Origin of the sequence: Rhodococcus sp. OK611, assembly GCF_003050885.1 — a bacterium.
Lineage (GTDB): Bacteria > Actinomycetota > Actinomycetes > Mycobacteriales > Mycobacteriaceae > Rhodococcus_G > Rhodococcus_G oryzae.
Genome location: NZ_QAOZ01000029.1, coordinates 1 through 9617, shown reverse-complemented (window position 1 = coordinate 9617; position 9617 = coordinate 1). Strand labels below are relative to the sequence as shown.

The following is a 9617-nucleotide window of genomic DNA, read 5'->3' as shown; positions in this document are numbered from 1 at the left end:
CACCGGCTGGGGCCGCATCGGCGGCAAACACACCCTCCTCGACATGTCCGACCTCCGCACCGGCGTCATCCACCTGGGCCGCTGACCCACAACACGGAACACACACGTAAGAAGAAAGGCCTCCGCATGCCCACCACCAGCCCGTCGACGTTGAGTGGGGTGAGCCAGTCGCCGTACTGGTTCGACGTGACGTCCGCTCCGGCACCCCTCCCGGCGCTCGATGCAACCATCTCGACCGATCTGCTGGTGGTGGGCGGCGGATACACCGGCCTGTGGACAGCAGTCCTGGCCAAGGAGGCAAACCCCGATCAGCGTGTGGTGCTGGTCGAGAGCAGCACGGTCGGCCACGCAGCCAGCGGGCGGAACGGTGGGTTCTGCTCTCCGAGCATCACCCATGGGCTCGGAAACGGCGTGCAGCGCTGGCCTTCCGAGGCGGCGACCCTGCACCAGATGGGCCTGGAGAACCTGGCCGGGATCGAGGACACCCTCGAGCGGTACGGGATCGACGCGGACTACAGCCGCCCCGGCAAGGTCAGCTTCGCCCGCACCCCGTGGGAACTCGAAGGTCTCCGCAAGTACTCCGAGATGAGCGGGAAGTACGGCGAACAGTCGCGGTTCATCCCGACGTCGGAGGTCGGCGAGTGGACGACCTCGCCCGCCTATCTCGGCGGCCTCTACCTGCCCGACTACTCCCTCGTCGACCCCTACAAGCTGGTACTCGGCCTGCGCCGAGCGTGCCTCGAGCTCGGCGTGGAGATCTACGAGAACACGCCGGTCTCCTCGCTCGGCCGTGGATCCAGCGGTGGCGTCGCGGCCACCACCCCCATGGGTCGGATCGACGCGGCAAAGGTCGCATTGGGAACCAACGCGTTCAAGCCATTGCTGCGACGCCTGTCCACCACCGCGATCCCGGTCTACGACTACGCCCTCGTCACCGAGCCGTTGTCGGACAACGACTTCGAGGCGATCGGCTGGACGCAGGATGTCGGGCTCACCGACGCCAGCAACCAATTCCACTACTACCGTAAGACCGCGGACAACCGCATCCTGTGGGGTGGCTACGACGCGATCTACCACTACGGATCGCGCCGGGACGCGGAGCTGCTCGATCGGCCGCAGACCTACGCACGGCTCGCCGAGAACTTCAGCGCCACCTACCCCCAGCTGTCGCATGTCCGGTTCAGCCATGCCTGGGGCGGGGTCATCGACTCGTCGACGCGCTTCTGCCTCACCTCAGGGAGCGCCTACGGCGGGCGCGTCGCCTACGCGATCGGGTACACCGGCCTCGGCGTCACCGCCACCCGATTCGGCGCCCAGGTCATGCTCGACCGACTGTCCGGCGAGAAGACACCGCGAACCGAACTGGCGATGACTCGGCGACAGGCGATCCCCTTCCCCCCGGAACCGGTGCGCTACCTCGGCGTGCAGGCGACACGATGGTCCATGGCCCGCGAGGACGAGTGCGGCAAACGCAATCTGTGGCTGCGACTCCTCGACACGATCGGGCTGGGATTCGACTCCTGAAGCAACTCGCCCATCCCACGCTCGACCCACAAGGGGCCCACCATGACACCCACAGATCTCGGCGCCTGGGCGCTGGAGCAGAGCTTCAACCCCGGTTCGCTGACACTCGATCACACGGCGCTGGCGAGTGAACTCGTCATCGACGGGACGCCGACCACCGCGCACCGGAAGCTGACCACCCTCTCGGACCTCACGATCGGGGTGTGGGAGCACACCCCGGGGACCTCACGCGACGTGGAGGCCGACGAGGTCTTCGTCGTTCTCGCCGGTGATGCCACCGTCACCTTCGACGACGGCTCTCCCTCGATCGATCTCTACCCCGGGGCGCTGGTCCGGCTGCTGGCCGGACAACGCACCGTGTGGACCGTCCGCGACACCCTCCGCAAGGTCTATATCACCTGAACCTCGATGTGACGCCGCAGATTCCGAGGATCGAGGTCACCGTCCGCCAGGACCCACCACGACGAAAGTTGATCAGGATGCATCAGTACATCGACGGCACTCGCCGCGACGGCACCTCCGGTCGCACCCAGCGCGTGATCGACCCCTCGACCGGCGAGGAGATCGCCACTGTCATGCTCGCCAGTGCAGAGGACGTCGACCTGGCCGTCGCAGCGGCACGTCGCGCGTTCGGGGCATGGTCCCGCACGACGCCCGCGGAACGGTCCGCTCTCCTGCTCCGGACGGCCGAGGTCCTTCGCGAGCGGCAGGACGAACTCGCAGAACTGGAGAGCCGGCAGTGCGGCAAACCGATTCGTCTCGCCCGTGAGTTCGACGTCCCCGGATCGATCGACAACGTCGAGTTCTTCGCCGGGGCGGCACGCATACTCGAGGGGAAGGCCACCGGCGAGTACTCCCCCACCCACACCTCGAGCATCCGACGCGAGCCGCTCGGTGTCGTCGGATCGATCGCGCCGTGGAACTACCCGCTGCAGATGGCGGTCTGGAAGATCTTCCCGGCGATCGCCGCGGGCAATACCGTTGTCCTCAAGCCTGCCGAGATCACGCCCCTGACCGCGCTGGTCCTCGCCGAGGCCCTCACCACTGCTGGCGTTCCCGACGGCGTGGTCAATATCGTCGTCGGCGATGGTCGGGAGGCGGGCGCGGCGCTGGCACGGCACACCGATGTCGACATGATCTCGTTCACCGGCTCGACGGCGGTGGGTCGGTCAGTCATGGAGGCCGCCACCTCGAACGCCAAGCGTGTCCATCTCGAACTGGGCGGCAAGGCTCCCTTCGTGGTCTTCGACGACGCCGATCTCGAGGCTGCCGTCCACGGCGCGGTGGCGGGCAGCCTGATCAACGGTGGACAGGACTGCACGGCGGCGACCCGAGCGATCGTGCACGAGTCGATCATCGACCGATTCGTCGCGGGTGTCGCCGAGTTGTACGAGTCGGTGACCCTCGGACCGACCTCGGATGAGGCGACGGACATGGGGCCGCTGAGCTCGTTCGCACATCGCGACAAGGTCGCCGCGATGGTCGAGCGTGCGCGCGGCTACGCGACGATCGTCACCGGTGGCCGCGCAGGCGAGGGGAGTTTGGCTGCGGGCGCCTACTACCACCCGACGCTCGTCGTCGGCGCGGGCACCGACAGCGAGATCTATCGCGACGAGGTGTTCGGCCCCGTGCTGACGGTGACACCGTTCCGCGATGACGACGAAGCCATCGCGCTGGCCAACGACACCCCCTACGGGCTGGCCGCGTCGGCCTGGACCAACGACCTGCACCGCGGCCTCCGTGCCACCCGGGAGATCGTGGCCGGCTGTGTCTGGGTCAACGACCACATCCCCATCATCAGCGAGATGCCGCACGGCGGGGTCAAGCAGTCCGGATTCGGGAAGGACATGTCCTCCTACTCGTTCGAGGAGTACACCTCGATCAAGCACGTCATGTTCGACCTCTCCCGCGAACCGCGGAAGGATTGGCACCGGACGATCTTCCGGATCGACTAGTCACCTGCACAACGACATCGGCGGGCCGGTACCTCTGTGAGGTGTCGGCCCGCCGATGTCGTTGCGACCTGGTGGGGTCAGGGACGCAGGACGTCCGTGCCCACGAAAGGCTGCAGCGCGACGGGCACGGTGACACTGCCGTCGGCCTGCTGGTGGTTCTCCAGGATCGCCACGATCCAGCGGGTGGTCGCGAGCGTGCCGTTGAGGGTCGCCGCGGTCTGCGGCTTGCCGTTCTCGTCCCGGTAGCGGGTGCCGAGCCTGCGGGCCTGGAAGGTCGTGCAGTTCGAGGTCGACGACAGCTCGCGGTAGGCCTTCTGGGTCGGAACCCATGCCTCGCAGTCGAACTTGCGCGCCGCGGACGAACCGAGGTCGCCACCCGCGACGTCGATCACCCGGTACGGCACCTCGATGGCAGCGAGCATCTCGCGCTCCCAGCCGAGCAGCCGCTGATGCTCGGCGTCGGCATCCTCCGGCTTGCAGTAGGTGAACATCTCCACCTTGTCGAACTGGTGCACGCGGATGATGCCGCGGGTGTCCTTGCCGTGGCTGCCCGCCTCACGACGGAAGCAGGACGACCAGCCCGCGTACCGCTTCGGCCCCTCGCTCAGGTCGATGATCTCGCTGGAGTGGTACCCGGCGAGCGGGACCTCGGAGGTTCCGACGAGGTACAGGTCGTCCTGCTCCAGGTGGTACACCTCCTCGGAGTGCTGGCCGAGGAACCCGGTGCCCTGCATGATCTCCGGCCGCACCAGCACCGGCGGGATCATCAGGGTGAAGCCGTTCGCGGTCGCCTTCTGCGCTGCCAGCTGGAGCAGACCGAGCTGCAGCATCGCGCCGTAGCCGGTCATGAAGTAAAAGCGCGCACCGGACACCTTGGCGCCGCGCTCCATGTCGATCAGGCCGAGCGACTCACTGAGCTCGAGGTGATCCTTCGGCTCGAAGTCGAAGGACGGGATCTCGCCGACGGTGTCGAGGGTGATGAAGTCGTCCTCGCCGCCCGCCGGTGCACCCTCCTGCACGATGTTCGAGATGGCACGGGCCGCGGCATCGAGCGCGGCGTCCGCCTCGTGCTGCGCGGCCTCGGCGTCCTTGACCTTCTGAGCCAGTTCCTTCGACCCGGCGAGCAGCGCGGGCCGCTCCTCCGCGGAGGCCTGGCCGACCTTCTTGCCGAGCGCCTTCTGCTCCGCCCGGAGGTTGTCGCCGGCCAGCACCGCGGCGCGGCGGGCCTCGTCGGCCGCCAGCAGCGCGTCGACCAGGGCCGGGTCCTCGCCCCTTGTGCGCTGTGACTCGCGGACGACGTCGGGATTCTCGCGCAGGAACTTGAGGTCAATCACGACCACAAACCTTACTTGGTACGTGGGCACGGCCCTCAACGCGTGCAGGGGAAGGTTCGGCATCGACGGGACCAACGGGCATGATGGACGAGATGTCGGACGAACACGCCAACGAACGCGACGCCTCCGGGCGGGGCGACGACGCGCGCCTCGACGCCGAGGCGACGCGCGACCCGGGCACCCCGTCGGCCGACAAGCCCGGACACCATCTGTCCGCGACCATGACCCGGCGGGCCCTCGTCGCGATCGCGCTCGGCGCGGTCATCGCCGCCATCGCGACCGCGGTCTTCTCCGGTGGCTTCAAGAGCGAGAACGACCTCAGCACGCACGCCAACACCGGCGGCCCGATGTCGACCGGCGCGGTGTCGGGCAGCGCGTTCGGCACCGCCCACGCGGGCGACTGCCTGACCTGGACCGAAGACGACGCCAGCGACCTGGAGAAGGTGGACTGCTCGTCGGAGCACCTGTTCGAGGTCGCTTCCGAGGTGGACCTGAGCAACTTCCCAGGTACCGAGTTCGGCCCCGGCTCGAAGTTCCCGGGTGTGCTCCGGTTCTCCCAGCTCCGCGACGAGCACTGCGCCCCCGCCGTGAACGAGTACCTCGGCGCCAAGTTCGATCCGAACGGCAAGTTCAGCGTCGGCCTGATCAACCCGGGGGTCGCCGGCTGGGCGGCCGGGGAACGCACGCTGCGCTGCGGTCTGCAGTACTCGGGCACGACGGGCAACCCGCAACCGATCTACGGGACGGTGGCCGGGCAGGACCAGTCGAAGACCTGGGACGCGGGCACCTGCATCGGCATCAACCAGAACGTCCCCACGGACCCGGTCCCCTGCACGGACCCGCACGCCTTCGAGGTGATCTCGCTGGTCGACCTCGGCGCCAAGTTCACCGGCGGCTTCCCGGACATCCCGGACCAGGACAAGTACCTGGAGGAGACGTGCACGCAGGCGTCGAACGAGTTCCTCGGCTCGCCGGACGCGCTGCGGAACAAGACCCTCACCCTGTTCTGGGACAACACGGACCTGACCAGCTGGCTGGCGGGCAGCCGTAAGGTCACCTGCTCGGTCGGCAAGGAGCTCGACACCGGTGGGTTCGCCTCGATCGTCAACTCGGCCAAGGGCGACATCCTGATCAACGGTGCCCCGCCGATTCCGCCGCCGCCGGTTCCCGAGGGCCGTTCGCTGCCCGTTCCGCTGCCGGGCGCGGGCAATTGACGTGACCGTACAGATGACCGAGGCCCGCTTCGAGGAGCTGGTCTCCGAGGCGCTGGACCTCATCCCGGCCGAACTCGCCCGCGCGATCGACAATGTCGTGGTGCTGGTGGAGGACCGCGATCCGGAGGAGCCCGGACTGCTCGGGCTCTATCACGGCATCGCGCTGACCGAACGCGACAGCCACTACGGCGGTTCGCTGCCGGACACCATCACCATCTACCGCGAGGCCCTCCTCGACGTCTGCGATTCCGAGGAACAGGTGATCGAGGAGGTCGCGATCACGGTGATCCACGAGGTCGCACACTATTTCGGCATCGAGGAAGAGCGCCTGCACCAGCTCGGCTGGGGGTAGCGGGCGCGGTCGGCGAAATTGGTGGGAACCGGTCGGGCGCGCGCCGCGTCCAACCTCTTGACAGCCAATCTCGGTGTCTGCGGATCGCCCCGCAGGCCCCGCTCCGCCGAGCCCTCAAGGAGGCCGCGACCATGTCAGGCCATGTGTATGTCGCTCCCGAAGCCCTGATCTCCGCCGCGACGCAGCTCGATGCCCTCGCGGCGCGCCTGGAGGCCACGGTCCGGGTCAACGCGCCTGCGCTGCACCTGGCGCCCGCCGGCACCGAAGAGGTCTCGGTCATGGTCGCCAACTCGTTCAACTCGGTCGCCGACAGCTTCCTGCCGTCCGCCACCACCGGCGTCGCCGAACTGCGGGTCGCCGCCGAAACCCTCCGCAAGCACGCCGCCGAGTACGAGAACCAGGACCATTCCCTCGGCGCCTCGCTCGCCGCGGGCATGTGAGCGCCCGACACCGGATCTGAGGAGACACCGATATGACCATGGGATTCACCGGCGTCGTCTGGATGCCTCGTGGGGCCACCTGGAACTCGACCGCCCTCAACGCGGGAGTCGGGCCGGTGCAGCTGTCCGCGGCGGGCGTCGCCTGGACGAACATCGCGGCCGGTCTGATGGACGCGTCCGCGACCATGACCAAGGTGATGGAAGAGCTGCGGGTGGGCTGGGAGGGCCTCGCGTCCGATGCCGCCCTCGCCAAGCTCATCCCGTTCACCGCCTGGACCGAGGAGTCCACGGCGATGGCGACGACGACGGCGGCCAAGGCCGGCGCCGCGGCCAGCACCCACTCGGTGGCCCGGATCACCATGCCGAGCCTGCCCGAGATCGCGGCCGTCAAGACCGCGAAGGTGGTGGCGCACACCGTCGGGGGCTCGCTGGCCGGCGCAGGCGCCGCCGCTGAGGCCGCCGACCGGGCGATGGACCTGCGTGCGGCGCTGGTCATGGAGAGCTACGAGGCCGCGTCGACCGCGGTCTCGGTGCCGCAGAGCTTCACCCCGCCGCCCCCGCTGGCGACCGGGGCGCAGGCCACGGGCGCGGGCACGCAGGAGGCGGTGCCCACGAACAAGGATGACGTCGACTGGCGGACCAACCCCGCGGGCGCAGCGATGGCCGCGGTGATGGCGCAGGCGCAGAACCCGGCCGTGGTCAGCGCCGCCTCGCAGGCCGGCTCGATCGCAGGCGCCGGATTCAGCACCGTCACCTCGACCGCGACCTCGCTCGCTCCCGCCGCGGTGTCCGCGATCACCGGCGGTGGCTCCGGCCAGTCGTTCGGCGGCTTCGCCGCGAGCCCGACGGCGGGTGCCGGTGCGGGCGGCCGTTCGGGCTCGGGTTCGGGCGCCACCCGGACCATGGCCTCGGCCGGTGGCATTGGCCGCGGCGGCGCGGGCGGCTTCGGCGGCGGTGGCGCCGGGCGCGCCACGCTGCCCGAGGGTTGGAGCCGCGGCGCCGGTGGCGGACTCGGCGCCGGGGTCACGGGTGTACCGGGCGGCTCGGAGGGAGTCGCCTCCGGAACCGCACGTGCGGAGGCGGCCATGGCCGCCGGTCCGCGCGGGGGCCAGCTCGGCGCCCCGATGATGGGCGGCGCGGCAGGCGGTGGCCAGGACGACGAGGAACACCACACCCCCGCCTACCTGAAGAACTTCGAGCACTTCAGCGACGGCCGCGTCGTCATCCCCGCGGTGCTCGGCGCGGATCCCCAGGAGTACGAGCGGTGATCGACTCGGGCACCCTGTCCGCGCCGTCCCGGTTGGAGTCGGTCACGCTCGGCCTCGACGAACTGGACCTGCTGGTGAACGTCCTCGGCATCGACGAGCTGCCGGTGGTGTTGAACGCGACAGCGCGGTTCGACTCGGTGGCCGCGAGGGACGCCGCGTTCGACACCGCCCGGGTGACCCTCGCCGAGCGCGGGCTCCTCGAGGCGGGCGCGGTGCACCCGGACGTCGCCGAATGGCTGCAGGTGCTGGCCCGTCCGTACTGGGAGGTGGCGCTGCGGTGGTATTTGCCTTCGGATGGTCGCTCCGCAGGCTCCGCTCCTGCCGAGGAGATCTCCCGGCTCTGCCTCGCGCACGGACCGACCGGATCGGTGCTCGCCCTCCGCGGGCCCGACTCGTACGTACTGCAGCGCGCGGAGCATCCCGCCGGGGAGCTGATGCTCGACGCGATCGGACGGCAGGCGCCGGTCGACCTCGGAGTGGTCAACGCGCCGACCGAGCAGCTGGTCGCCGCATTGGCGGACTGCGCCGACGCCAGGTCCACCGCGCGACGGCTCGCCGCGCTCGGGGTCGCCGATCAGGATGTCGTGGCGGTCTCCGCCGCGCTGGCCTGCTGCTGGGAGCGCGCCGAGATCGTCGCGATCCGGCACGGCGACGGCAAGGTCGAGCCGATCGGCGGTCCCGTGACGGTGTTCGACACCGACAGGGGACGGATCGTCGGCACCTCGAGCGTCTCGGCAGACGGGGTGGCCTGGTCCACCCTGAGCGCGGGCAGCGATGCGCGCTTCCGTCAGGCCATCGACGTTCTGGTCGGCGCCGTCAGCTGACAGGCCCGGCGAATACCGGCCAACACGCCCCAGGACCCCGCATGTGCCCCGCCGATCCGGCGGGGCACATGCGTCAGGCCGCCTCGGCGTAGGGCCGAGCCTCGCGTGCCGAACGCAGGGCTGACCCCCACCATTCGAGCCAATCCCTCTCTGATAACTGCTGGAGCATCAGCCGGCAGCTTGATGAGGAACCCACACAAACTCTTGTGGTCGAACATATGTTCTAGTAAGCTTCGAACATGGATCTCGACGAGATGCTCACCGCGCCACAGGATGTGGCCGCGTGGCAGCTCGCGGACGCCGAACTCCTGAGGCTGATCCCCGAGCTCTCGCTGCGGATGCGACAGCTCGAGGCGCTGCGGGTGCGCCTGATGCATCAGGTCGATCAGCGGTGTGCGGCCGAACAGGTCGGGGCCTCCTCCCCCGGCAACTGGCTCGCCGGCGCGGCCACCATGACCCCCGGCCAGGCGAACAAGATCGTCAAACTCGGCCGCGAGCTGGCGAAGCACCCGGAGGTCGCCGCCGCGTTCGACGCCGGCGAAACCGATTACGACCAGATCCGGGTGATCATCGAACTCCTGAACAAGGTCCCCGACCCCGACGCCCCAGCCCGCAGCGACGACAACGTCGCAACCGAGACCGATGCGGACGGCGGCGGTGTCGATGACGGTGAGAATGTGTTCGACATCGTCGGAACCGACGCCAC

General features: G+C 69.3%; 10 protein-coding genes. 9 read left to right on the top strand and 1 reads right to left on the bottom strand.

What is annotated here, in order from left to right:
- Nucleotides 1-126 precede the first annotated feature (126 nt).
- From C8K38_RS26560 to C8K38_RS26550, 3 genes are all read left to right on the top strand, one after another.
- The gene (locus C8K38_RS26560; protein WP_097214417.1) at nucleotides 127-1524 is read left to right on the top strand and encodes an NAD(P)/FAD-dependent oxidoreductase; all 1398 of its coding nucleotides are present in this window, start codon (nucleotides 127-129) and stop codon (nucleotides 1522-1524) included.
- Nucleotides 1525-1566: 42 nt separating this feature from the next.
- Nucleotides 1567-1926, top strand: a complete 360-nt coding sequence (locus C8K38_RS26555; protein WP_097214416.1) for a cupin domain-containing protein — start codon at nucleotides 1567-1569, stop codon at nucleotides 1924-1926.
- Between the two features lie 77 nt (nucleotides 1927-2003).
- Nucleotides 2004-3479, top strand: coding sequence for a gamma-aminobutyraldehyde dehydrogenase (locus tag C8K38_RS26550; RefSeq protein ID WP_097214420.1), 1476 nt, complete (start codon nucleotides 2004-2006; stop codon nucleotides 3477-3479).
- A gap of 77 nt (nucleotides 3480-3556) precedes the next feature.
- Here C8K38_RS26550 and serS read toward each other — a convergent pair whose 3' ends face one another.
- On the bottom strand, nucleotides 3557-4813 hold the full coding sequence (serS, locus tag C8K38_RS26545) for a serine--tRNA ligase (RefSeq protein WP_097214419.1): 1257 nt from the start codon (nucleotides 4811-4813) through the stop codon (nucleotides 3557-3559).
- 221 nt (nucleotides 4814-5034) lie between these two features.
- Here serS and C8K38_RS26540 point away from each other — a divergent pair, with 221 nt between their 5' ends.
- From C8K38_RS26540 to C8K38_RS26515, 6 genes are all read left to right on the top strand, one after another.
- Entirely contained in the window at nucleotides 5035-6027 is a 993-nt protein-coding gene (locus tag C8K38_RS26540; RefSeq protein ID WP_257017858.1) for a septum formation family protein, read from the top strand.
- Between the two features lies 1 nt (nucleotide 6028).
- Nucleotides 6029-6379, top strand: coding sequence for a metallopeptidase family protein (locus tag C8K38_RS26535; protein WP_077043246.1), 351 nt, complete (start codon nucleotides 6029-6031; stop codon nucleotides 6377-6379).
- Between the two features lie 131 nt (nucleotides 6380-6510).
- The gene (locus C8K38_RS26530; RefSeq protein ID WP_097214415.1) at nucleotides 6511-6819 is read left to right on the top strand and encodes a PE family protein; all 309 of its coding nucleotides are present in this window, start codon (nucleotides 6511-6513) and stop codon (nucleotides 6817-6819) included.
- A gap of 32 nt (nucleotides 6820-6851) precedes the next feature.
- A complete protein-coding gene (locus tag C8K38_RS26525) occupies nucleotides 6852-8087 on the top strand; it encodes a PPE domain-containing protein (protein WP_097214414.1) in 1236 nt (411 codons plus the stop codon).
- Nucleotides 8084-8911 carry an ESX secretion-associated protein EspG gene (locus C8K38_RS26520; RefSeq protein WP_097214413.1) on the top strand — a complete coding sequence of 276 codons (828 nt, stop codon included), beginning with the start codon at nucleotides 8084-8086 and terminating at the stop codon, nucleotides 8909-8911. The genes C8K38_RS26525 and C8K38_RS26520 overlap by 4 nt, the downstream gene beginning before the upstream one ends.
- A gap of 239 nt (nucleotides 8912-9150) precedes the next feature.
- Nucleotides 9151-9617: DUF222 domain-containing protein (locus tag C8K38_RS26515; RefSeq protein WP_143548541.1), on the top strand; the 467-nt coding region annotated here is incomplete at its 3' end.